This is a genomic window from Pseudomonas sp. 8209, from assembly GCF_028682105.1.
In the GTDB taxonomy this organism is placed as follows: Bacteria; Pseudomonadota; Gammaproteobacteria; order Pseudomonadales; family Pseudomonadaceae; genus Aquipseudomonas; species Aquipseudomonas palmensis.
Genome location: NZ_JANIAH010000008.1, coordinates 157040 through 179636, shown reverse-complemented (window position 1 = coordinate 179636; position 22597 = coordinate 157040). Strand labels below are relative to the sequence as shown.

Genomic DNA, 22597 nt, shown 5'->3' with positions numbered 1-22597 from the left:
AGTTTGTAGCGGCGGATTTCTGGGCCCCAGCGCAGCGGGGCTGCTATGCAGCCCATCGCCAGCAAGGCTGGCGCCTACATGGCCAGTGCGCAGACCTGTGGAAGCCGGCTTTGCTGACGAAGGATGCCCGTCAGTCGGAATGGATCGGGAGGATATAGCTCTTGAACTCGGTATCTGCCTTGAACCCCATCGACTCGTAGGTCTTCATTGCCACCTCGTTGTCGCTGCTGGTCGAGGCGCGCAGGCGCACGGCGTTGGTGTCCTTGGCCAGTTTCTTCGCCTCGCGCATCAGGTTGTCGGCCACCAGCATGCGCCGCGAGTCTTCGGCCACATAGATGTCGTTGAGTATCCATACGCGCTTGAGCGACAGCGACGAAAAGCTCGGATACAGCTGGCAGAAACCCATCAGCTTGTTGTCATCGTCGTCCGGCAGCGCCAGGTAGATGATCGACTCGTCGCGCTCCAGGCGTTTTTCCAGAAACGAGCGCGAAGAGTCCGGATAGGGCAATTGCCCATAGAACTCGCGGTATTTGACGAACAGAGGGGCGAGCAGATCCAGATGCTCAAGAGTTGCTTTGATAATTCGCATAAGCAGGCCTCGGGTCCATGGGGAGTGGCGGCGAACCTCGGGCAGCCGTCACCCCAGATGCTGCCTAAAGCGCGAAAAAAGCGCAATCCGCTAAAAAGTGGTCAGTTCTCAATCATTGCCGAGTAAGAAGTTTCCATTTTTAGGGGTGTCGGCGTCTGATTCCAGGGTCTGGACCTGGGCTTCATCCTTCAGGTTGACCCCCGAGAGCTGCCGACGGCAGGCCTCGCGCATCAGGTACAGCAGGCGGTGGGCGGCCATGCCGTAGCTCAGCCCCTCCAGGCGTACGTTGGAAATGCAGTTGCGGTAGGCGTCGGTGAGGCCGACCCTGGGGCTGTAGGTGAAATACAGGCCCAGGCTGTCGGGGGAGCTCAGGCCCGGACGTTCGCCGATCAGGATCACGGTCATTTTCGCGCCCAGCAATTCGCCGACTTCATCGGCCACCGCCACCCGGCCCTGCTCCACCAGCACCACCGGGGCGGTGGACCATCCCTCGGCATCGATGTGCTCCTGCAGACGGTTGAGAAACGGCAGCGTGTGCCGGTGCACCGCCAGGGCCGAGAGGCCGTCGGCCACGATGATCGCCAGGTCGACCCCGCCCGGGTTGGCCTGGGCGTGCTCGCGAAGTTGCCGGGCCGATTCCTCATGCAGGCGCCGCCCCAGGTCCGGGCGTTGCAGGTAGCTGTGGCGGTCGCTGGCGGCACTGTGCAAGAGAATGCTGTCGCGCCCGCGTTCGCTCAGCTGGTCGCGCAGGCCCGCATGGTCGAATGCCAGGTGCACGGCATCGCGGGCCTGGGCGTGGGCGCACTGGAAGTCCAGCTGTGCGCGGGTCGGCAGGCTGGTACCGGTGCGCCCCAGGGCGATCCGCGCCGGGGTCAGGCGGCGCAGGTCGAGCCAGGGGTTGTCGCTGTTGTCGTGCTGCGTGGGTTGCTTGTCCATGGCTCGCTTATCCCAGTTGCGCCAGCGCCTGGCGGAAGGCCGGTGGCAGGTTGTCGCCAAACCGCACCCGGCCATCGGCCTGGGTGAAGATGCCCATGCGCGCCAGCCACGCCTCGAACTCCGGGGCCGGTTTCAGGCCCAGGGTCTGGCGTGCGTACAGCGCGTCATGGAACGAGGTGGTCTGGTAGTTGAGCATGATGTCGTCGGAGCCGGGGATGCCCATGATGAAGTTGATCCCGGCCACCCCCAGCAGCGTCAGCAGCGTGTCCATGTCGTCCTGGTCGGCCTCGGCATGGTTGGTGTAGCAGATATCGCAGCCCATCGGCACGCCCAGCAGCTTGCCGCAGAAGTGGTCTTCCAGGCCGGCGCGGATGATCTGCTTGCCGTTGTACAGGTACTCCGGGCCGATGAAGCCGACCACGGTGTTGACCAGAAACGGCTTGAAATGCCGTGCCACGGCATAGGCCCGGGTTTCGCAGGTCTGCTGGTCGACGCCATGGTGCGCGTTGGCCGACAGCGCGCTGCCCTGGCCGGTCTCGAAGTACATCAGGTTCTGCCCGAGGGTACCGCGGTTCAGGCTCAGGCCGGCGTCGTAGCCTTCCTGCAACAGGTTGAGGTTGATGCCGAAACTGGCGTTGGCCGCCTCGGTGCCGGCAATGGACTGGAACACCAGGTCCAGCGGTACGCCGCGGTTGACGGCCTCGATCGAGGTGGTGACGTGGGTCAGCACACAGGCCTGGGTGGGGATGTCGTAGCGCTGGATGACCGCGTCGAGCATCTCCAGCAGGGCACAGATCGAGGCGATACTGTCGGTGGCCGGGTTGATGCCGATCATGGCGTCGCCGTTGCCGTACAGCAGGCCGTCGAGAATGCTCGCGGCGATGCCGGCCGGCTCATCCGTGGGGTGGTTGGGCTGCAGGCGGGTGGACAGGCGCCCGCGCAGGCCCAGGGTGCCGCGAAAGCGCGTGACCACGCGGATCTTCTGCGCCACCAGCACCAGGTCCTGCACGCGCATGATCTTCGAGACCGCAGCGGCCATTTCCGGGGTCAGCCCCGGGGCCAGGGCGCGCAGGCTGTCTTCGTCGGCCTGCTCGCTCAGCAGCCAGTCGCGCAGCCCGCCCACGGTCAGGTGGCTGACGGCGGCAAAGGCCTGTTTGTCGTGGGTGTCGATGATCAGGCGGGTGACTTCGTCGTCTTCGTAAGGGATCAGCGCCTCGCTGAGGAAGTGACTGAGCGGGATATCGGCCAGCGCCATCTGCGCGGCCACCCGTTCGGCGTCGTTGCCGGCCGCCACCCCGGCGAGAAAGTCGCCGGAGCGGGCCGGGCTGGCCTTGGCCATGACGTCCTTGAGGCTGTCGAAGCGGTAGGTCTGGGTGCCCACCGTGTGTACAAAACTGCTCATACGCAATCTCCATGGCGCCGCAGGCCAGGCCTGCGGCGCGGGGCGGTCAGTGCAAGGCCTCTTCGGCCTTCTGGATCGCGGCAAACTCTTCCTCCGGCGTACCGGCCACCAGGTGGTGCCGGCTGTAGAAGGCAAAGTACGCAATCAGCACGCCATAGATGATCGCAGCGCCAATCACCACCCGTGGGTCGACCAGGAAACCTGCGACCACCGCCAGGCAGGCCAGCACCAGCGCCACGCCCGAGGTGAAGATGCCGCCCGGGGTCCGGTACGGACGCTCCATTTTGGGGCGTTTTATGCGCAGGGTGATGTGCGCGGCCATCATCAGTACATAGGACAGCGTAGCGCCGAATACCGCCACCAGAATCAGCAGGTCGCCCTGGCCGGTCAGCGACAGCGCAAAGCCGATGATGCCGGGGATGATCAGCGCCAGTACCGGAGCCTTGCTGCGGTTGGTCTGCGACAGCTTGCGCGGCAGGTAGCCGGCGCGCGACAGGGCGAAGATCTGCCGTGAATAGGCGTAGATGATCGAGAAGAAGCTGGCGATCAGGCCAGCCAGGCCCACCAAGTTGACGAAGCCGCCCATCCAGGTCGAGCCGCCGTAGGCCTTGGCCAGCGCCTCCACCAGCGGGTTGCCCGAGCTTTTCAGTGCTTCGGCGCCGGCGCCGCCCGGGCCGATCACCAGGATCAGCAGCGCGAAGCTGAGCAGCACCAGCATCGCACCGATCAGGCCGCGGGGCAGGTCGCGCTTGGGATTCTTGGTTTCTTCGGCGGCCAGTGGCACGCCTTCGACCGCCAGGAAGAACCAGATGGCGTAGGGGATTGCCGCCCACACGCCGACGTAGCCGAACGGCAGGAAGCTGCTGGCGCCGGCTGCGTCGGTCTTGGCGATGTCGAACAGGTTGTTCGAATCGAAGTGCGGCACCATCGCGATCAGGAACACCGCCAAGGCAATCGCGGCCACGGCGGTGATGATGAACATCAGCTTGAGCGCTTCGCCCACGCCGAAAATGTGGATGCCGATGAAGATGATGTAGAACGCCAGGTAGATCACCCAGCCGCCTATGCCGAACAGCGATTCGCAGTACGCGCCGATGAACACCGCGATGGCGGCGGGGGCGATGGCGTATTCGATGAGGATCGCGGTGCCGGTCAGAAACCCGCCCCAGGGCCCGAAGGCGCTGCGGGCGAAGCCGTAGCCACCGCCGGCGGTGGGGATCATCGAGGACAGTTCGGCCAGCGAAAAGCACATGCACAGGTACATCGTGGCCATCAGCAGCGTGGCCAGGAACATGCCGCCCCAGCCACCCTGGGCCAGGCCGAAGTTCCACCCGGCGTAGTCGCCGGAGATCACGTAGGCGACGCCCAGACCCACCAGCAGGACCCAGCCTGCGGCACCTTTTTTCAGTTCACGTTGCTGGAAATACTCGGAACCGACCTTTTCGAAATCGACGGAAGCCGGCGCGTTGCCGGAATGATCGCTTGGCATGGGGATTCACCTGTTCTTTTTTTAGTCACCGGCGGGTGCCGGCCTGTGGTGATGGTCTTGCACGAAAGGGGCCAGAACAGCTGCAAGCTTCAAGCTGCAAACCGCAAGAGAAGGCAAATCGCATGGGGTCTGCTTTTTCTTGCTGTTTGAAGCTTGCCGCTTGCAGCCGGGCTTCCTAGAAGAAGCCCAGTGGATTGATGTCGTAGCTCACCAGCAGGTTCTTGGTCTGCTGGTAGTGGTCGAGCATCATCTTGTGGGTTTCACGACCCACGCCGGACTTCTTGTACCCGCCGAACGCGGCGTGCGCCGGGTACAGGTGGTAGCAGTTGGTCCATACGCGGCCAGCCTTGATGCCGCGGCCCATGCGATAGGCGCGGTTGATGTCGCGGGTCCATACACCGGCGCCCAGGCCGAATTCGGTGTCGTTGGCAATGGCCAGGGCCTCGGCTTCGTCCTTGAAGGTGGTGATGCTGACCACCGGGCCGAAGATCTCTTCCTGGAACACGCGCATCTTGTTGGTGCCCTTGAGCAGGGTCGGCTGGATGTAGTAACCGGTCGACAGGTTGCCCTCGAGTTTTTCCACCTTGCCGCCCGTGAGCAGTTCGGCGCCTTCCTTCTCGGCGATTTCCAGGTACGAGAGAATCTTGTCGAACTGCTGCTCGGAGGCCTGGGCGCCGACCATGGTGTCGGTGTCCAGCGGGTCGCCACGCTTGATCTGCTTGATCTTCTTCATCACCTCCTGCATGAACGCCGGGTAGATCGATTCCTGCACCAGTGCGCGCGACGGGCAGGTGCACACCTCGCCCTGGTTGAAGAACGCCAGCACCAGGCCTTCGGCGGCCTTCTCGATGAAGCTCTGCTCGGCCTGCATGATGTCTTCGAAGAAGATGTTCGGCGACTTGCCGCCCAGCTCCACGGTGCTGGGAATGATGTTCTCGGCGGCGCATTTCATGATGTGCGAACCCACCGGGGTGGAGCCGGTGAAGGCGATCTTGGCGATGCGCTTGCTGGTGGCCAGCGCTTCGCCGGCTTCACGGCCATAGCCCTGCACCACGTTGAGCACGCCCGGTGGCAGCAGGTCGCCGATCACTTCGAGCAGCACGCTGATGCCCAGCGGGGTCTGTTCGGCCGGCTTGAGCACCACGCAGTTGCCGGCGGCCAGGGCCGGGGCGAGCTTCCAGGCGGCCATCAGGATCGGGAAGTTCCACGGGATGATCTGCCCGACCACGCCCAGCGGTTCGTGGATGTGATAGGCCACGGTGTTGCCGTCGATTTCAGCGGCGCTGCCTTCCTGGGCGCGCAGGCAGCCGGCGAAGTAGCGAAAGTGATCGGCGGCCAGCGGGATGTCGGCGTTGAGGGTTTCGCGCACCGCCTTGCCGTTGTCCCAGGTTTCGGTGATGGCCAGCAGTTCGAGGTTCTGCTCGATGCGGTCGGCGATTTTCAGCAGGATCAGCGAGCGTGCCTGCACCGAGGTGGTGCCCCAGGCATCGGCGGCCGCATGGGCGGCGTCCAGCGCCTTGTCGATGTCTTCGGCACTGGAGCGTGGGAACTCGGCAATCGGCTGGCCGTTGACCGGCGAGGTGTTGGTGAAGTACTCGCCTTTGACCGGTGGCACGAACTCGCCGTTGATGTAGTTGCCGTAGCGGCTCTTGAAGGAAACGATCGCGCCGTCGGTACCGGGATGTGCGTAACGCATGGTGTGTCTCCTGGCTATTGTGCTTGTAGGGAGGATGTAAAGCGTAGTGCAAGGCACGGGCCACTGCCCGCTGGCCTAGTGAAATCAAGGGCTTGGCGCGGCGCGGAGGGCGCCCCGCAGGCGCTGTGTGCCAGCCCCGGCACAGCCTGGGTGACACTCTGTACCCGTTGTGGCACACAACGTGACCCGACGGTCCCGCCACCATTGCAATGCACTGGCGGCAGGAGGATGCTGGGTTCATCTCGTGTGCGGAGAACAATAAAAAGTGCAGAGCAATCACCTGAGCCGGCACGCCCGGCAAGTGCTCACCGTCACCCAGGGCAAGGCGTTGTTGCAGGGGCCGGGCAGCGACCCGTCGATCGCCCGTTCCTGGCTGCGCTGCCTGGAGGACTACCACCTCGACCCGGCCCAGAGCGTTGCGCCCACCGTGCTCGAGCACGGGCGGCTGCTGGAGAGCCGTGAGCGCCTGCAGCAGGTGCTGCAGATCGCCGGCAACGAGATGAACAGCCTGCACCAGCAACTCTGCGGCGCCGGGCACGCGGTTCTGCTGACCGATGCGCGCGGGGTGATCCTCAACTGCGTCACCGCACCCACCGAGCGGCGCATCTTCGAGCGCGCCGGGCTCTGGCTGGGCGCCGACTGGAGCGAGGCCTGCGAAGGCACCAACGGTATCGGCACCTGCCTGGTCGAGCGCCAGGCCCTGACCATTCACCAGGATGAACACTTTCGCGGGCGCCATACCGGGCTGACGTGCTCGGCCAGCCCGGTGTTCGATCCGCAGGGCGAGCTGCTGGCAGTGCTCGACGTGTCGTCGGCGCGCCCCGACATGTCGCGCCAGAGCCAGTTCCACACCATGGCGCTGGTCAACCTCTCGGCCAAGATGATCGAGAGCTGCTACTTCCTGCGCCATTTCGACAACCACTGGCTGTTGCGCTTTCACCTGCAGGCCGAATCGGTCGGGCTGTTCAGCGAGGGGCTGCTGGCGTTCGATGGCGAGGGGCGTATCTGTGCGGTCAACCAGAGTGCGCTGAACCTGCTGGCAACGGCACGCGGTGGGCTGCTCGGCCAGCCAGTGGAGGCGTTTTTCGACTGCGCGCTGGATGAACTGCTCGGGCGTGCCACGGCGGCCGCCAGCACCAGCTGGCCGCTGCGTACCCGCGATGGCCGTGTGCTGTTCGCCAGCCTGCGCGGCCAGGCCCGTGCGATGGCGCCACCGCTTGCGCCGTCGGCCACCAGCACGCCAATGCCGGCACAACGCATCTGCCTGGTCGACCCGGCACTGCAACAGGATTTTCGGCGTGCGCTGCGGGTGTTCGAGCGCGACGTGCCGCTGCTGCTCAACGGCGAAACCGGGTGTGGCAAGGAGGCCTTCGCCAAGGCCGTGCACCAGGCCAGCCAGCGCGCGGGAAAACCGTTCGTCGCGCTCAACTGTGCGTCGATCCCGGAGAGCCTGATCGAGAGCGAACTGTTCGGCTATCGCGGCGGCAGCTTTACCGGGGCGCGCAAGGAGGGCATGCGCGGCAAGCTGCAACAGGCCGACGGCGGCACCTTGCTGCTGGACGAGATCGGCGACATGCCGCTGGCCCTGCAGACGCGCCTGCTGCGGGTGCTCGAGGAGCGCCAGGTGGTACCGATCGGCGGCGAGCCGCAGGCGGTGGATGTGCGCATCATCAGTGCCACCCACCGTGACCTGCTGGGCCGGGTCGAGGCCGGCAGCTTTCGCGAAGACCTGTATTACCGCCTCAATGGCCTGGAGGTCGCCCTGCCGGCATTGCGTGAGCGTAGCGACAAGGCGCAGTTGCTCGACTTTGTCCTGGCCGAGGAGGCCGCGGGCCAACCTGTGCGGCTCGAGCCGTCGGCACGCCGGGCGCTGCTGGAATTTGCCTGGCCCGGCAACGTGCGCCAGTTGCGCAATGTGCTGCGTACCCTGGTGGCCCTGTGCGAGGATGGCCGCATCGCATTCGACGACCTGCCGCCGGTAGTGCGCCAGCCCCCGGCAGCGCTCGAGCCCACGGTGGCCAGGCCGCAGGCCGAACACCCGCTGGACGACGCCGAGCGGGCCGCGCTGCTGCAGGCGCTGGAGCACAAGCGCTGGCACATGACCCAGGTAGCGGCGCAACTGGGGGTCAGCCGCAATACGCTGTACCGCAAGCTGCGCAAGCACGGGATTGCACGGGGCGCCTAGGCAAACTCAGGATGCGATTTTTCCCACCCTAAGCTACCCTGCCTCCACGTTTCGTGAGGTCGACCATGCACATTCATATTCTCGGTATCTGCGGTACTTTCATGGGCTCGCTGGCGGTGCTGGCCAAGGAGCTTGGCCACCGCGTCACCGGCTCCGACGCCAACGTCTATCCCCCCATGAGCACCCAGCTCCAGTCCCAGGGCATCGAGCTGCATCAAGGCTATGACGCCGCCCAGCTGGAGCCGGCCCCCGACCTGGTGGTGATCGGCAACGCACTGTCGCGGGGCAACCCGGCGGTGGAGTACGTGCTGAACAAGGGCCTGCCCTACGTGTCGGGCCCGCAGTGGCTGGCTGACCACGTGCTGCAGGGCCGCTGGGTACTGGCCGTGGCCGGCACCCACGGCAAGACCACCACCAGCAGCATGCTGGCCTGGGTGCTGGAGCATGCCGGGATGAGCCCCGGCTTTCTGATCGGCGGTGTGCCGCAGAACTTCTCGGTGTCGGCGCGCCTGGGCGCCACGCCGTTCTTCGTGGTCGAGGCCGACGAGTACGACAGCGCGTTCTTCGACAAGCGTTCCAAGTTCGTGCACTACCGTCCGCGCACCGCCATTTTGAACAACCTCGAGTTCGATCACGCAGACATCTTCCCTGATCTGGCTGCCATCGAGCGCCAGTTCCACCATCTGGTGCGCACCATCCCGAGCGAAGGCCTGGTCATTCACCCCACCACCGAGCCGGCCCTGCAGAAGGTGATCGAGATGGGCTGCTGGACCCCGGTGCAGACCACCGGCGCCGGTGGCCAGTGGCAGGTGAAACTGCTCAGCGCCGACGGTTCGCGCTTCGAAGTCAGTTTTGAAGGCCAAGGCCAGGGCGTGGTGGAGTGGGAGCTGACCGGCCAGCACAACGTGGCCAACGCCCTGGCCACCCTGGCCGCTGCCCGCCATGTGGGCGTGGTGCCGGCCATCGGGATTGCCGCCTTGAGCGCGTTCAAGAGCGTCAAGCGGCGCATGGAAAAGGTCGCTGAAGTCCAGGGTGTGACCATCTATGATGACTTTGCCCACCATCCGACCGCCATTGCCACCACCCTCGACGGGCTGCGCAAGCGCATCGGCGACGCCCCGTTGATCGCGGTGATCGAGCCGCGCTCCAACTCCATGAAGCTGGGCGCCCACCGTGATGGCCTGCCCCAGAGCGTGTGCGATGCCGACCAGGTGATCTGGTATGCACCGCCCAATCTGGGCTGGGACCTGGCCGCCACCGCCGCCGAGTGCACGGTGCCGTCGATTGTCGCCGACAGTCTCGAGGCGATCATCGAGCGGGTCAAAAGCCAGGCCGCGCCGGGCACCCAGGTGGTGATCATGAGCAACGGCGGCTTTGGCGGGCTGCACGGCAAGCTGGCCGAGGCACTGCGATGAGCGGCCCGGAGCGCATCACGCTGGCCATGACCGGTGCCTCCGGGGCGCAGTACGGGTTGCGCCTGCTCGATTGCCTGGTGCGTGAAGACCGCGAGGTGCATTTTCTGATCTCCAAGGCTGCGCAACTGGTGATGTCGACCGAGACCGACGTGGTGTTGCCGGCCAAGCCGCAGTCGATCCAGGCGTTTCTGACCGAGTACACCGGCGCTGCGGCCGGGCAGATCCGGGTATACGGGCGCGAGGACTGGATGTCGCCGGTGGCCTCGGGCTCCGGGGCGCCGGCAGCGATGGTGGTGGTGCCCTGTTCCACCGGCACGCTGTCGGCAATCGCCACCGGGGCCTGCAACAACCTGATCGAGCGGGCCGCGGACGTGACCTTGAAGGAGCGTCGGCAGTTGATTCTGGTGCCGCGCGAGGCGCCTTTCTCGACCATCCACCTGGAGAACATGCTCAAGCTGTCGCAGATGGGCGCGGTGATATTGCCGGCCTCGCCGGGCTTCTATCACCAACCGCAGACCATCGACGACCTGGTGGATTTTGTGGTGGCGCGGATTCTCAACCTGCTGGATGTTCCGCAGGACATGCTGCCGCGCTGGGGCGAGCACCATGTTGGCGGCGAGGAGTGAAGGCGCTGCTGGTGGCAGGCCTGGCGGTGCTGGCACTGAGCAGCGGCTGCGCCACGGTGCGCACGCTGGATGCGGCCAAGCCGGGGGCACCGGTGGTGTATTCGGGTACGCGGCTGGATCTGTATGCGCTGCGGGGCGGTTGCTGCCCTGAAGACCGTTTTGGCGCGCCGGCACCGGCGTACCCGGGGCTGGACCTGCCGGGCAGTGCAGTGCTCGATACGGTGTTGCTGCCGTTGTCGGTGCTTACGGTGCTGGGGGTGGGGTTTCAGGCTACCGGCGGGTTGTAGCCAGCGGCCTTATCGCGGGTCGAGCCCGCTCCCACAAGGGGCTGAGCTGTCCTTGTGGGAGCGGGCTCGACCCGCGATGAGGCCTTTGAATTACTTACCCAATCTACGCAGTTCATCGGACTCCACGGTCCGGACCCCGTCCTGCTCTTCCAGCGCCAGGCGCCACAGCGCCCGCGCCAGTTGGCAGGCTTCGATGCCGCGGTACTTGCCCGGCAGCAGCCGCGACAACGGCCCGGCAAACTGTTCACCGAGCCGAGGCTCGATACGCTCGCCCAGCAGCACCGACGGCCGCGCGATGGTCAATTGCGGCCAGTCCTGCGCCATGAGTGCCTGTTCCATCTCGCCCTTGACCCGGTTGTAGAACACCGACGACTTGGGGTCGGCGCCAATCGCGCTGACCACCAGCAGGTGCCGTGCACCCATTTCCCGCGCCCGCTTGCTGAACGCCACCACCATGTCCAGGTCGACGGCGCGAAACGCCGTTTCCGAACCTGCCTGTTTGATGGTGGTGCCCAGGCAGCAGAAGGCGATGTCCACGCGGCCGCTCAACTGCGGCAGGAACACCGCCGGGTCGCCGACCGGGTTCTCCAGGTGCGGGTGTTCGGCCAGCGGCCGGCGCGTGGGGGCCAGCACACGGCTCACGGTCGGCTCGTTGAGCAGCCGATCCAGCAAATGCTCACCAGTCAGCCCGGTGGCTCCGGCAATCAGGATGTGCTGAGGCGTCAGGTACATGATGTCTCTCCCTTGATACAGTCAGCTTAGTGGCTGCTTGTATTTTCTGCTTGTACCGCATCGGCACTTTGCAGTGCTTTTCGTGCCTGTTGCTGGCGCAGTTTCTGCCAGTGCTGCAGCACCCGTTGCGGCGCCCACAGCTGAGGTTCTGAAGCCTCGAAGCCATCGGCCTGCTCGCGCTGCTGCACCGTGGTCTTGGCCAGTTCGAAGGCCTGCTGCAGGTCGTCGGTCTGGTTCAGTGCCCGGGCGAACAGTGCTTCGCCGAAATAGGTGAAGTCGGCCTCTTCGGAGCAGCCGAATGACACCCGGTCGGCACGCGATGCGGTCATGATCAAGGTCTTGTCGTCCTTGAGTGAATCGATGTAACCCCCCGAGTAGCACGCAGAGATCACGATTATCTTGTCACGTTCCTTTAGTGGGGCAAGCGCGGCCGAGAGTTCATCGGCGGGCAGGTCGGCCAGTTGCAGGCGCGGCAGATCCAGCACCAGTTCATGTTCGTGGCTGCCGTGGCTGGTCAGGTAGATGAACACCAGGTCTTCGGGGCCGCTGCGCTCGGCCAGGGTGCGTGCGGCCCGCGCCAGGTTCTCGCGGGTGGCCAGGGGGCGGTCGGCCATGTGGTCGCGGTGGTTGACCAGGGCGACCTGGCCAGTGGCACCGAAACGGGTCTTGAGCATGTCGCTGACGTAGTCGGCCTCGCGCATGAACACGCTCTGGTTGCCATCGCCGGCCAGGGCCAGGCTGTACAGTTCGATGGCCGGGGTGGAGGCCGGTACCTGGGCCAGCGCCTTGTCGAGCAGGGTGCCCTGCTTGAGCAGGGCCAGCTCCAGGGGGTCGGGCAACAGGCGCCCGTGTTCGTCGCGCACGCGCAGGCCGTTGACCCAGTGGCCGCTTTCGACGCTGCCGTCGACCTGCGTCAGCCGGCCTTTGCCCTGGTAGGTGTCGTTTTCGAAACCGCCGACGTACAGGCTGCCGTCGGGCAATTGCAGACGGCCCTGGCCGGCGAAGCGCCAGTCGCGAAACTCGCCCTTGTAGTGGCTGCCGTCGCTGCCGAACAGCTCGCCCTTGCCGGTCAGCGAGCCGTCGCGGAACTGGCCGATCCAAACGTCGCCATCGGCATTTTCGTAACGGCCGCGACCTTGCAGGTGGTTGTCCTTGAATTCGCCGATGTACTGGTCGCCTTCGGCGCTGTTGAAGGTGCCGCTGCCCTGCAACTGGCCGTCGACGAAGCGCCCGCTGAACTGGTTGCCACTGGCATCGCTGCGGATGCCTTCGCCGTGGGGTTTGCCCTTGGCGAACAGGCCCTGGTACTGGCTGCCGTCGGCCAGGGTCAGTTCGCCGGCGCCGTTGTACTGGTCGTCCTTGAACTGCCCGCGATACTGCACCTGGCCTTCCCTGAGGGTGCCTTCGCCGTCACGCCGGCCAAGCTTGAAGCCGCCGCTGTAGTGGCTGCCCGGGGTGGTTAGCTCGCCCTGGCCGTGAAACAGACCCTGCTGGAACTCGCCGCGGTACACCTCGCCATTGCTGCCGTGCCATTCGCCGCGGCCCTGCCACTGGCCCTGCTGGAAGTTGCCGGCATACCAGCTGCCGTTGGGGTAGTCGATGCGCCCCGGGCCCTGCAGCAGGCCATTGACCACGTCGCCACGGTAGCGGCCGCCATCGGGCAGGCGGGCATCGAGCGGTGACAGCGGTTCACCGTCGCCACAGGCGGCGAGCAGCAGGGTCAGGGCAAGGGGTACGAATGGGCGCATGGCGGGGTCCGGGCAAGTCAGGCCCCGAGTATGCCGCAGTTTGTCGCGGGTGAAACAGCCGCTGGCAGCTGTTTCACCTTGGGCGGGTCAGACGAAGCAGAGCGACAGCGGCTCGGCGATATAGGCGGGTTTGTCCTGGCCTTCGATTTCCAGGGTGGTGGTGGCCTTGAGCAGCCACTGGCCCGGTTTCTTCTCGACGGCCTCGCTCAGGTCGACCTTGAGCCGAACCCGCGAACCGACCTTCACCGGCTGGATGAAGCGCACGCTGTCCAGGCCATAGTTGACGACCATCTTCAGCCCCTCGGGCAGCACGAGGATGTCTTCCATCAGCTTGGGAATCAGCGAAAGGGTTAGAAAACCGTGGGCAATGGTGCTGCCAAATGGCGTTTTTGCCGCGTTCACCGGGTCCACATGAATGAACTGGAAGTCGCCGGTAGCCTCGGCGAACAGGTTGATGCGCTCCTGGTCGATGGTCAGCCACTCGGAACGTCCCAGTTCCTTTCCAACGTACTGCGCCAGCTCTGCAACGGGTACATAGGGCATTGCGACTCTCCTGGTTGTCTTTGATTTTGTTGTGACTGCTACAGGTTCGACTGCTTAAGATCAGCACGCCGACCGGATGCGGTCAAGTCACCGTTGTTTCAGCGAATATCGGGGTATAGACCAGTCGTTAGCGTGCTTATAATGGCCGCCAGGCCTGAGGGAGAAGTGCAATGTTGTTGCGTGGTTTGACGTGGCTCGTGCTGTTCCAGTTGCTGGGGACGGCGATCAATCACCTGTTTCTGTCGATGCTGCCGGGGCCGATCATCGGGCTGGTGCTGTTGCTGGCGTACCTGATGCTGCGCGGCGAGGTCAGTGCGCCGTTGAGCGAGGCGGCCAGCAGCCTGCTGCGCTACCTGCCGTTGCTGCTGGTGCCGCCGGCGGTGGGGGTGATGGTGTACGCCGCCGACATTGCTGCCGACTTCTGGGCCATCGTCGGTTCGCTGGTGCTGTCGGTGCTGATCGCCCTGGCGTTCTGTGGCGTGCTCATGCAGAAGATGATTGCCCGTCAGGCCCGTCGTGAGGAAAAGCCATGAGCATGGACTGGCACGGCGCCCTCGATGCGGTCATCCACCACCCGCTGTTCGGCATCGGTATCACCCTGGGGGCCTATCAGCTGGTGTTGGCGGCCTATGACAAGACCCGCTGGATCTTCCTGCAGCCGGTACTGGTATCGATGCTGGTGGTGATCGGTGTACTGGTGACGTGCGGCGTGTCCTACGCCGAGTACCGCAAGAGCACCGAAATCATGAACATCCTGCTGGGCCCGGCCACCGTGGCCCTGGCGGTCCCGCTCTACCTGAACCTGCGGCGTATTCGCCAGCTGTTGTGGCCGACCTTGACTACGCTGGTAATCGGCGGCCTGGTCGCGACCTGTGCCTGCCTGTTGCTGGGCTGGTGGTTCGGTGCCGAACACATGATCCTGATGACCATGGCGCCCAAGTCGGTGACTTCGCCGATTGCGATGCTGGTGGCCGAGCAGATCGGCGGGGTGGCGGCGCTGGCGGCAGTGTTCGTGCTGATCACCGGGGTGATCGGGGCGATCTTCGGCCCGGCCCTGCTGTCGGCCTGCGGGGTGAGCAGCCCGGAAGCCCGCGGCATGGCACTGGGCATCAGTGCGCACGCGGTGGGCACGGCGGTGGCGTTGGAAGAAAGCGAGGAAACCGGGGCCTTCGCGGCCCTGGGCATGAGCCTGATGGGAGTGGTCACGGCGGTGTTCCTGCCGTTGGCGGTCAGCTTGGTTGCCTGAGGATATTCGATGACATTGCCCCTGTTTCCACTCAATACCGTGCTGTTCCCCGGCTGCAAGCTCGACCTGCAGATCTTCGAGGCGCGTTACCTGGACATGATCGGCCGCTGCATGAAGCAGGGCGGCGGGTTCGGCGTGGTGTGCATCCTCGAAGGCGAGCAGGTGGGCAATGCCCCGTCGGGGTTCGCGACAATCGGCTGCGAGGCGTTGATACGCGACTTCCAGCAGCAGGACAACGGCCTGCTGGGCATTCGCGTCGAGGGTGTGCGGCGCTTCGATGTCGGCCCCTACGAGGTGCAGAAGGACCAACTGCTGCTGGCCGACGTGAACTGGCGCAGCGAACAGCCCGACGCCCCCCTGGAGGAGGACGATCACGACCTGCTGGCCTTGCTCGGCGCGCTGGGCGAGCACCCGATGGTGGCGGCACTGGACATGCCGGTCGAGGTCATCGGCCAGCAGGCACTGGCCAACCAGCTGGCCTACCTGCTGCCCTTCGAGGATGAAGACAAGCTCGACCTGCTGGCCATCGATTCACCCCGCCAGCGCCTGGACGCGATCCAGGCGCTGCTCGAGCGGCTGCAGGGCGAGTTGTTCGCCTAGGTCTCAGTACTGGTAGCGCAGCAGGGCATGGGGCAAGGCATGCAGGGCGAAGAACGCCAGGGTGCCGGCGCAGGCCGGCAGGATCAGCCACCACACCTTGAGCGGCATGGCGCCGAGCGGCTCGCGGTGCTGCACCAGGCTCAGGCTGGCGGCGCACACGCAGCAGGCCAGCAGCGAGCCGGCGAGGATGTCGGTGGGCCAGTGTGCACCCAGGTAGACCCTGGACAGGGCAATCGACATCGCCGGCAGGCACCCCAGCAGAATCCAGGTCAGGCGCATGCGTGGCGGCTGGCCACGACCGGCCAGCACCGCCAGCGTCAGAAAGAACGCGAATGACGCCGAACTGTGGCCACTGGGCATGCTGTAGGAGGTCAGCGGGTCGCTGAGCACTTCGGGGCGCGCGCGGGCGAACAGCCACTTGAGTGTGCCGTTGGCCAGCGCCGTGCCCATCAGCGTGCAGGCGGCGAAGATCGCCGGGCGCCACTGCCGGCTCAGCAGCAGCAGGCCGGTGAGCACACCGCCCACCACGAACTGCGTACGGAAGTCGCCCAGGCGGGTGATCAGTACGATGGTGCCGTCCAGCGTGGCGCGGCGGTGTTCCTGCACCAGGGTCATCAGGCCCTGGTCGAAATCGTTCAGGTACGGCCAGCCGATGAACACCGTAGCCAGCATTACCAGGCTCAGGCCGGCGATCAGCCGTGTGCCGTAGCGCTTGCTGCGCAGGCTGGTGCTGATGCTCAGGCCGATCAATAGTGCGAGGCCGGCGGCGATGATGCCTGCTTCGGTCCAGAACCCTTCGGGCAGCGGCAGGCGCATGGCCGCGCCGGTGGCCCAGCCGGGCAGCAGGTAGGCCACCGCCCAGCCGGCACCTGCCAACAGGCTGACGGCGATGAAGCGTGGCAAGGGCATGTCGAACATGCCCGCCACCATCGGCAGCATCGGCCGCAGCGGGCCGATGAAGCGCCCCACCAGCAGGCTGGCGATGCCATAGCGCTGGAAGTAGCTCTCGGCGCTGCCGATCCATTCGGGGTGGTGGCGCAGCAGCGGCAGGCGCCGGATGTTCTGGTGGAAGCGCCGGCCCAGGGTGTAGGAAATCGCGTCGCCCAGCAGCCCGCCCAGAAAGCCCAGCAGCAGGGTTTCGCTCAGGCCCAGTGCGCCGCTGCCGGCGAGAACCGCCACGGCGAACAGCAGGATGGTGCCGGGCACGATGAGCCCGGCGATGGCCAGGCATTCGACGCAGGCCACGATGAAGATTGCCAGGCCGAGCCATTGCGGGTTCGCGGTCAGCCAGCCGGTCAGGCTGTCGAGCCATGGGCCCATGGTGTCAGTTTCCTTGTGTCAGTAAGAAATAGTCGCGGCCTTCGACTTGCCCACGGCGCAGTGGGTTCCGGGTGCAGTGCGCGGCGAAGTCGGCGTCGACGAAACGGTAGGGCAGATGTTCGTCGCGCCCTTGGGGAATGCCCAGGCGTGTGGTCTGAATAATGTGTTTCACGGTTATGCCGCAGTCTTCGACGAACAGCCGCTCGGGGTCGAAGCGCTGGGCGTCCCAGTGCGGGACTTTCAGCCCCAGGGCCTTGCACAGCAGGGTCTGGCCGGCACACAGGCGCTGGTCGGCGCGCGGCTGGCCGCTGGCGTCGGGGTTGTTCAGCTGCATCTGCGCCAGGCTGTTGTGGTCGCTGACGGCATCCACCCAGGGGTAGGCCGACTTGATCAGCACCGCGTTGCCGGGGCCGTGGGCGCTGAAGTTGAGCGAATCGCCGCCACGGGCGTAGTACATGTAGATGTGGCCGCCGTCGAGGAACAGGGCCTTGCGTTTTTCGGTGTAGCCCAGCGAGGCGTGGCTGCCCTTGTCGGTGACGTAATAGGCTTCGGTCTCGATGATGCGCGCCGACAGCCACAGCTCGCCCTGACGATGGCGGATTACCTTGCCGAGCAGGGCCTTGGCCAGGGTCTGGGCGTCGCGGTCGAAGAAGCTGTCGGGGAGGGCCCGGGGCGGGCAGGGGGCGAATTCGGTCATGGGCGCGATAATAGCAATTTATGGTCCGGGTCGGCGGCGGGGCTTTGCTGGAGCCGGCCTTGCCGGCGAAGGGACGCGCTACGGTACATCTTCATACACTGTTTTCGACCATCCGCCTGACACCGCTGGGCGTATACCTGCATGGCAGTTATAATCAGCCGATTTTCCCCTCCGCCAAGACACTGAGCCCATGACTGAGTCCGTTCTTGACTACATGACCCGCCTGGGTCGCGCCGCCCGTGAGGCCGCGCGCGTGATTGCCCGCGCCAGCACCGCGCAGAAGAACCGCGCCCTGCACGCTGCCGCCAATGCCCTGGACGCCGCCCGCGCCGAGCTGGGCGCCGCCAACGAACTGGACCTGGCTGCCGGCCGCGCCAATGGTCTGGAGCCGGCCATGCTCGAGCGCCTGGCGCTGACCCCGGCCCGCATCGACGGCATGATCGTCGGCCTGCGCCAGGTGGCCAGCCTGCCGGACCCGGTCGGTGCCATCCGCGACATGAGCTATCGCCCCTCCGGCATCCAGGTCGGCAAGATGCGCGTACCGCTGGGCGTCATCGGCATCATCTACGAGTCGCGCCCCAACGTGACCATCGACGCTGCCAGCCTGTGCCTGAAGTCGGGCAACGCCACCATCCTGCGTGGCGGCTCCGAAGCCATTCATTCCAACCGTGCCATTGCCGCCTGCATCCAGCGCGGCCTGGCCGAGGCCGACCTGCCCGCGGCGGTGGTGCAGGTGGTCGAGGTCACCGACCGCGAGGCGGTGGGCGCGCTGATCAGCATGCCCGAGTACGTCGACGTGATCGTGCCCCGTGGCGGCAAGGGCCTGATCGAACGGGTCAGCCGCGACGCACGGGTGCCGGTGATCAAGCACCTGGACGGCATCTGCCACGTGTACGTGGCCGAGCACGCCGAGCTGGACAAGGCCCAACGCATCGCCTTCAACGCCAAGACCTATCGCTACGGCATCTGCGGCGCCATGGAAACCCTGCTGGTCGACCAGTCGGTCGCTGCGGCGTTCCTGCCGGCGATGGCCAGCCAGTTTCGCGACAAGGGCGTGGAGCTGCGGGGCTGCGAGCGCACCCGGCAGATCATCGAGGCACTGCCGGCCAGCGAAGACGACTGGAGCACCGAGTACCTGGCGGCGATTCTGTCGATTCGCGTGGTCGATGGCCTGGATGCGGCCATCGAGCACATCAACCACTATGGTTCGCACCATACCGATTCGATCGTCACCGAACACCAGGGTCAGGCCCGGCGCTTTACCGCCGAGGTCGACTCCTCGTCGGTGATGATCAACACCCCGACCTGCTTTGCCGACGGCTTCGAGTACGGCCTGGGGGCCGAGATCGGCATCTCCACCGACAAGCTGCATGCACGCGGCCCGGTCGGCCTGGAAGGGCTGACCTGCGAGAAGTACGTGGTGATCGGTGACGGCCAGCTGCGCGGTCAGGAGTCGTTCTGACCTTGGCCGAGCACAGCCCGCTCGCCGTTGCTGCCACGCCGTCGCCCGCCCGGCGCATCGGCGTGCTCGGCGGCACGTTCGATCCGGTGCACATCGGTCACCTGCGCAGTGCGCTGGAGGTGGCCGAAGTGCTGACGCTGGACGAACTGCGCCTGATGCCCAATGCGCGCCCGCCGCACCGCGACATGCCGCAGGTGTCGGCGCAGGATCGCCTGGCCATGGTCGAACGAGCGGTCGAGGGCGTGCCCCTGCTGAGCGTCGATGCGCGTGAGCTGGCCCGGGACAAGCCGTCCTACACCATCGATACGCTGGAGCTGATGCGCGCCGAAATGGCCGCTGACGACCAGTTGTTCCTGCTGCTGGGCTGGGACGCATTCTGCGGCCTGCCGAGCTGGCATCGCTGGGAAGAGTTGTTGCAACACTGTCATATCCTGGTGCTTCAGCGCCCGGATGCCGACGTCGAGTCGCCGGATGCCCTGCGCAACCTGCTGGCCGCACGTTCGGTGAGTGACCCGCAAGCCCTGCAGGGGCCGGCCGGGCACATAGCATTCGTCTGGCAGACACCCTTGTCGGTGTCGGCCACGCAGATCCGACAGCTGCTGGCCAGCGGCAAGTCGGTGCGGTTTCTGGTGCCGGACGCAGTACTGGCCTATATCGATGCGCACGGCCTGTACCGTGTGCCGAACTGAGTGCGCCAACGGCGCCTCATACCTACGAGTTGAATGAGTTTTATATGAGCAAGCAAGAAATGATTAAAGGCGAAGAGCTGGTCAAGGTCGCGGTAGCTGCCCTTGAAGACGTCAAGGCCCAGGACGTCCTGGTCATCGACGTTCGCGACAAGCAGAGCATCACCGACTACATGATCATCGCCACCGGTACCTCCAACCGCCAGATCAGCGCGATGCTGGACAAGGTCCGCCAGATGGTCAAGGAGAAGGGCGTTCGTCCGCTGGGCGAAGAAGGCAAGGGCGACAGCGACTGGGTGCTGCTGGACCTGGACGACGTCATCGTGCACATGATGACCGCCTCGGCCCGTCAGTTCTACGACCTGGAGCGCCTGTGGAAAGGTGCCGAGCAGAGCCGTGCCGCCGATGGCAAGCACCACAGCCCGGAGCACACCCACGAGCACTTCGCCAAGCTCAACAAAGACCAGGAATAAGGTAGCCCCGTGCGTCTGCGTCTGATCGCGGTCGGCTCGCGCATGCCCAAATGGGTCGAGGACGGCTGGCATGAATATGCCAAGCGCCTGCCGTCGGAGCTGTCCCTGGAGCTGGTGGAGATACCGCTCAACACGCGCGGCAAGAATGCCGACGTTGCCCGCCTGATCCGTCAGGAGGGCGAGGCCATGCTGGCCAAGGTCCAGCCGGGCGAGCGTATCGTCACCCTCGAGGTGCACGGCAAGCCGTGGAGCACCGAACAGCTGGCGGTCGAACTGGACCGCTGGCGCCTCGACTCGCGTACCGTCAACTTCATGGTCGGCGGCCCCGAAGGGCTGGCGCCGGAAGTCTGTGCGCGGGCCGAGCAGCGCTGGTCGCTGTCGCCGCTGACCTTGCCGCACCCGTTGGTAAGGATACTGATCGGCGAACAGCTGTACCGCGCCTGGACCGTGTTGTCCGGGCACCCTTACCACAAATAGTCGTAAGCCTTTTCAATGTCGCAGCCGATTCGCCTCAAGGACCACGAGAAAGACGCCCGCCTGGTGCGTAGCCGCGTCGTGGTCGGCGCAGTCGCGATCGTGCTGCTGATTTGCGTGCTGATCGCCCGGCTGTACTACCTGCAGGTCATTCAGTACGACTACCACTCCACGCTGTCGGAGAACAACCGGGTGCATGTGCAGCCGATCCCGCCGACACGCGGGCTGATCTTCGACCGCAACGGGGTGATCGTCGCCGACAACCGGCCAAGCTTCAGCCTGACCATGACCCGCGAGCGTTCCGGTGACTGGCAGCAGGTGCTCGATTCCATCGTCGAGGTGCTGGAGCTGACCGAGGACGACCGGGCACTGTTCGAAAAACGCATGCGCCAGGGGCGTCGGCCCTTCGAGCCGGTACCGATCCTGTTCGAGCTGACCGAAGAGCAGATCGCCCGGATAGCGGTGAACCAGTTCCGCCTGCCGGGTGTGGAGGTGGCGGCGCAGCTGGTACGCCATTACCCGCAGGGTGCGCACTTTGCGCATTCGGTCGGCTATGTGGGGCGCATCAACGAAAAAGAGCTCAAGTCCCTCGACCCGGTCAACTACAGTGGCACCCACCATATCGGCAAGACCGGTATCGAGCGCTTCTACGAAGCCGAGCTGCATGGCCAGGTCGGCTACGAAGAGGTCGAGACCAACGCCCGTGGCCGGGTGCTGCGGGTGCTCAAGCGTACCGATCCGATCCCCGGCAAGGACATCGTCCTGAGCCTGGACATCAAGCTGCAGGAAGCCGCCGAAGCGGCGCTGGGCGGTCGTCGTGGCGCGATCGTGGCGCTCGACCCGAACACAGGTGAAGTGCTGGCGATGGTCAGTCAGCCGAGCTTCGACCCCAACCCCTTCGTCACCGGCATCAGCTTCAAGGCCTATGCCGAGCTGCGCGACTCGATCGACCGCCCGCTGTTCAACCGCGTACTGCGCGGCCTGTACCCGCCGGGGTCGACGATCAAGCCGGCAGTGGCCATCGTCGGCCTGGACACCGGCGCGGTCACGGCCACCTCGCGGGTGTTCGACCCGGGCTACTACCAACTGCCCAACTATGACCACAAGTACCGCAACTGGAACCGCACCGGTGATGGCTGGGTCGACCTCGACACGGCGATCATGCGTTCCAACGACACCTATTTCTACGACCTGGCGCACAAGGTCGGCATCGACCGGCTTTCGGCCTACATGAACCGCTTCGGCATCGGCCAGAAGGTCGCGCTGGACATGTTCGAGGAATCCTCCGGGCTGATGCCGTCGCGTGACTGGAAGCGCGCGACCCGGCGCCAGGCCTGGTTCCCCGGCGAGACACTGATCCTCGGCATCGGCCAGGGCTACATGCAGGCCACGCCGCTGCAACTGGCCCAGGCCACCGCGCTGATCGCCAGCAAGGGCAAGTGGAACCGCCCGCACCTGGCCAAGACCGTCGAGGGCGTGCGCCCGGTGGACGAGAACCCGATGGAAGACATCGTGCTGCGTGACAAGGCCGACTGGAACAGGGTCACCCACGGCATGGAGATGGTGATGCACGGTGCCCGTGGTACCGCGCGCAAGGCCGCCATCGGCGCGCAGTACCGCATCGCCGGCAAGAGTGGTACTGCGCAGGTGGTCGCGATCAAGCAGGGCGAGAAGTATGACCGCAACAAGGTGCAGGAGCGTCACCGCGACCACGCCCTGTTCGTGTCCTTCGCCCCGGCCGAAAACCCGAAGATTGTGGTGTCGGTGATGGTCGAGAACGGCGAGTCCGGCTCCGGCGTGGCCGCCCCCGTGGTACGCCAGGTGATGGACGCCTGGCTGCTCGACCAGAACGGTCGCCTCAAGCCTGAATACGCCAACCCCGCGGGCGCCCCGACCAATGTGTCGGTGACCACCCCGGCCGCCCCGCCAGCCAACCCTACAACCGCGCAGGAAACGGCCCGTGAAGAGTAATTTCGATCGCATGCTCTCCA

22 protein-coding genes are annotated in these 22597 nt (G+C 65.5%); 12 read left to right on the top strand and 10 right to left on the bottom strand.

The window, feature by feature from the left end:
• Positions 1–130 precede the first annotated feature (130 nt).
• The 5 genes from NP552_RS18775 to exaC all read right to left on the bottom strand — a co-directional run bounded on the left by NP552_RS18775 (position 131) and on the right by exaC (position 6112).
• Positions 131–589 carry a GNAT family N-acetyltransferase gene (locus NP552_RS18775; protein WP_043863924.1) on the bottom strand — a complete coding sequence of 153 codons (459 nt, stop codon included), beginning with the start codon at positions 587–589 and terminating at the stop codon, positions 131–133.
• A 108-nt stretch (positions 590–697) separates the two neighbouring features.
• A complete protein-coding gene (gene eutC, locus NP552_RS18770; RefSeq protein WP_274097035.1) occupies positions 698–1525 on the bottom strand; it encodes an ethanolamine ammonia-lyase subunit EutC in 828 nt (275 codons plus the stop codon).
• 7 nt (positions 1526–1532) lie between these two features.
• The gene (locus NP552_RS18765; RefSeq protein WP_274097034.1) at positions 1533–2927 is read right to left on the bottom strand and encodes an ethanolamine ammonia-lyase subunit EutB; all 1395 of its coding nucleotides are present in this window, start codon (positions 2925–2927) and stop codon (positions 1533–1535) included.
• A gap of 46 nt (positions 2928–2973) precedes the next feature.
• Positions 2974–4416 carry an ethanolamine permease gene (gene eat, locus NP552_RS18760; RefSeq protein WP_043863921.1) on the bottom strand — a complete coding sequence of 481 codons (1443 nt, stop codon included), beginning with the start codon at positions 4414–4416 and terminating at the stop codon, positions 2974–2976.
• Between the two features lie 175 nt (positions 4417–4591).
• Complete coding sequence (gene exaC, locus NP552_RS18755; protein ID WP_043863920.1) at positions 4592–6112, bottom strand: acetaldehyde dehydrogenase ExaC; 1521 nt, start codon at positions 6110–6112, stop codon at positions 4592–4594.
• Positions 6113–6377: 265 nt separating this feature from the next.
• Between exaC and NP552_RS18750 the strand changes: the two genes are divergently transcribed.
• The 4 genes from NP552_RS18750 (at position 6378) to NP552_RS18735 (ending at position 10625) form a co-directional block, all read left to right on the top strand.
• Positions 6378–8297: a sigma-54-dependent Fis family transcriptional regulator gene (locus NP552_RS18750; RefSeq protein ID WP_274097033.1), complete on the top strand. Its 1920-nt coding sequence runs from the start codon at positions 6378–6380 to the stop codon at positions 8295–8297.
• A 65-nt stretch (positions 8298–8362) separates the two neighbouring features.
• Complete coding sequence (gene mpl, locus NP552_RS18745) at positions 8363–9712, top strand: UDP-N-acetylmuramate:L-alanyl-gamma-D-glutamyl-meso-diaminopimelate ligase (protein ID WP_274097032.1); 1350 nt, start codon at positions 8363–8365, stop codon at positions 9710–9712.
• Positions 9709–10338, top strand: a complete 630-nt coding sequence (ubiX, locus tag NP552_RS18740) for a flavin prenyltransferase UbiX (protein ID WP_043863917.1) — start codon at positions 9709–9711, stop codon at positions 10336–10338. The genes mpl and ubiX overlap by 4 nt, the downstream gene beginning before the upstream one ends.
• The gene (locus NP552_RS18735; protein ID WP_274097031.1) at positions 10335–10625 is read left to right on the top strand and encodes a YceK/YidQ family lipoprotein; all 291 of its coding nucleotides are present in this window, start codon (positions 10335–10337) and stop codon (positions 10623–10625) included. The genes ubiX and NP552_RS18735 overlap by 4 nt, the downstream gene beginning before the upstream one ends.
• A 90-nt stretch (positions 10626–10715) precedes the next feature.
• On the opposite strand, the gene NP552_RS18730 is transcribed toward NP552_RS18735, so the two are convergent.
• The 3 genes from NP552_RS18730 to NP552_RS18720 all read right to left on the bottom strand — a co-directional run bounded on the left by NP552_RS18730 (position 10716) and on the right by NP552_RS18720 (position 13648).
• Complete coding sequence (locus NP552_RS18730; protein WP_043863915.1) at positions 10716–11357, bottom strand: oxidoreductase; 642 nt, start codon at positions 11355–11357, stop codon at positions 10716–10718.
• A gap of 26 nt (positions 11358–11383) precedes the next feature.
• On the bottom strand, positions 11384–13105 hold the full coding sequence (locus tag NP552_RS18725; RefSeq protein WP_274097030.1) for a C13 family peptidase: 1722 nt from the start codon (positions 13103–13105) through the stop codon (positions 11384–11386).
• Between the two features lie 87 nt (positions 13106–13192).
• Entirely contained in the window at positions 13193–13648 is a 456-nt protein-coding gene (locus NP552_RS18720; RefSeq protein ID WP_274097029.1) for a MaoC family dehydratase, read from the bottom strand.
• Positions 13649–13818: 170 nt separating this feature from the next.
• On the opposite strand from NP552_RS18720, the gene NP552_RS18715 reads away from it, so the two are divergent.
• From NP552_RS18715 to NP552_RS18705, 3 genes are read left to right on the top strand one after another with little or no spacing between them, the layout of a single operon-like run.
• Entirely contained in the window at positions 13819–14181 is a 363-nt protein-coding gene (locus NP552_RS18715) for a CidA/LrgA family protein (protein WP_043863912.1), read from the top strand.
• Positions 14182–14183: 2 nt separating this feature from the next.
• Positions 14184–14894, top strand: coding sequence for an LrgB family protein (locus NP552_RS18710; protein ID WP_173925073.1), 711 nt, complete (start codon positions 14184–14186; stop codon positions 14892–14894).
• Positions 14895–14903: 9 nt separating this feature from the next.
• The gene (locus tag NP552_RS18705) at positions 14904–15494 is read left to right on the top strand and encodes an LON peptidase substrate-binding domain-containing protein (RefSeq protein WP_043863910.1); all 591 of its coding nucleotides are present in this window, start codon (positions 14904–14906) and stop codon (positions 15492–15494) included.
• 3 nt (positions 15495–15497) lie between these two features.
• Here NP552_RS18705 and NP552_RS18700 read toward each other — a convergent pair whose 3' ends face one another.
• Both NP552_RS18700 and NP552_RS18695 read right to left on the bottom strand, forming a co-directional pair.
• Positions 15498–16814 carry a bifunctional DedA family/phosphatase PAP2 family protein gene (locus tag NP552_RS18700; RefSeq protein ID WP_274097028.1) on the bottom strand — a complete coding sequence of 439 codons (1317 nt, stop codon included), beginning with the start codon at positions 16812–16814 and terminating at the stop codon, positions 15498–15500.
• Between the two features lie 4 nt (positions 16815–16818).
• Positions 16819–17511 (bottom strand): DNA-3-methyladenine glycosylase, encoded by a 693-nt coding sequence (locus NP552_RS18695; protein ID WP_043863908.1) that lies wholly within the window; start codon positions 17509–17511, stop codon positions 16819–16821.
• A 190-nt stretch (positions 17512–17701) separates the two neighbouring features.
• On the opposite strand from NP552_RS18695, the gene NP552_RS18690 reads away from it, so the two are divergent.
• From NP552_RS18690 to mrdA, 5 genes are read left to right on the top strand one after another with little or no spacing between them, the layout of a single operon-like run.
• The gene (locus tag NP552_RS18690; protein WP_043863907.1) at positions 17702–18973 is read left to right on the top strand and encodes a glutamate-5-semialdehyde dehydrogenase; all 1272 of its coding nucleotides are present in this window, start codon (positions 17702–17704) and stop codon (positions 18971–18973) included.
• Between the two features lie 2 nt (positions 18974–18975).
• On the top strand, positions 18976–19662 hold the full coding sequence (gene nadD / locus NP552_RS18685; RefSeq protein ID WP_043863906.1) for a nicotinate-nucleotide adenylyltransferase: 687 nt from the start codon (positions 18976–18978) through the stop codon (positions 19660–19662).
• 44 nt (positions 19663–19706) lie between these two features.
• Entirely contained in the window at positions 19707–20132 is a 426-nt protein-coding gene (gene rsfS / locus NP552_RS18680) for a ribosome silencing factor (RefSeq protein WP_088514344.1), read from the top strand.
• Positions 20133–20141: 9 nt separating this feature from the next.
• On the top strand, positions 20142–20609 hold the full coding sequence (rlmH, locus tag NP552_RS18675) for a 23S rRNA (pseudouridine(1915)-N(3))-methyltransferase RlmH (RefSeq protein WP_010222895.1): 468 nt from the start codon (positions 20142–20144) through the stop codon (positions 20607–20609).
• Positions 20610–20624: 15 nt separating this feature from the next.
• Positions 20625–22577: a penicillin-binding protein 2 gene (mrdA, locus tag NP552_RS18670; protein WP_054916341.1), complete on the top strand. Its 1953-nt coding sequence runs from the start codon at positions 20625–20627 to the stop codon at positions 22575–22577.
• The last annotated feature ends 20 nt before the right edge of the window (positions 22578–22597 follow it).